The organism is Vibrio sp. 2033 (assembly GCF_033339735.1).
Genome location: NZ_JAWOVC010000846.1, coordinates 1 through 517 on the forward strand (window position 1 = coordinate 1; position 517 = coordinate 517).

The 517-nt window shown below is 47.2% G+C and carries 1 protein-coding gene and 1 pseudogene; both read left to right on the plus strand.

Annotated features, from left to right (window positions below):
• Positions 1-89 (plus strand): annotated as a pseudogene (locus R7P74_RS29420) (bifunctional adenosylcobinamide kinase/adenosylcobinamide-phosphate guanylyltransferase); the annotation flags it as partial.
• A 12-nt stretch (positions 90-101) separates the two neighbouring features.
• The coding region (locus R7P74_RS29425; protein ID WP_318124278.1) for a histidine phosphatase family protein at positions 102-517 on the plus strand (416 nt) is incomplete at its 3' end.

The window sequence follows — 517 nt, forward strand, 5'->3', positions numbered from 1 at the left end:
ATGCAGGGCGCATGAATCAACAGCTTGCTCAAGTATGCTCTCGAGTAACGTTTGTTGCGGCAGGGTTGCCATTGGTTCTTAAAGAATAGGATACGAAGGTAATGAAAACGCTCCATATCTATCTTATGCGTCATGGAAAAGTAGACGCCGCGCCTGGCTTACATGGTCAGACTGATCTCAAAGTGAAAGAGGCCGAGCAGCAGCGAATCGCCATGGCTTGGAAAACCAAAGGATACGACGTAGCGGGGATAATATCGTCGCCGCTTTCGCGTTGTCACGATTTGGCGCAAATATTAGCTGAGCAACAATTGTTGCCTATGACCACCGAAGACGATCTGCAAGAAATGGACTTTGGTGACTTCGACGGCATGCCATTTGATTTGCTTACTGAACATTGGAAAAAACTCGATGCCTTTTGGCAATCACCCGCTCACCATCCGTTGCCTAATGCCGAGAGCTTAAGCACATTTTCTCAGCGCGTTAGTCGCGCTTGGTCTCAAATCATTAACGATATAAA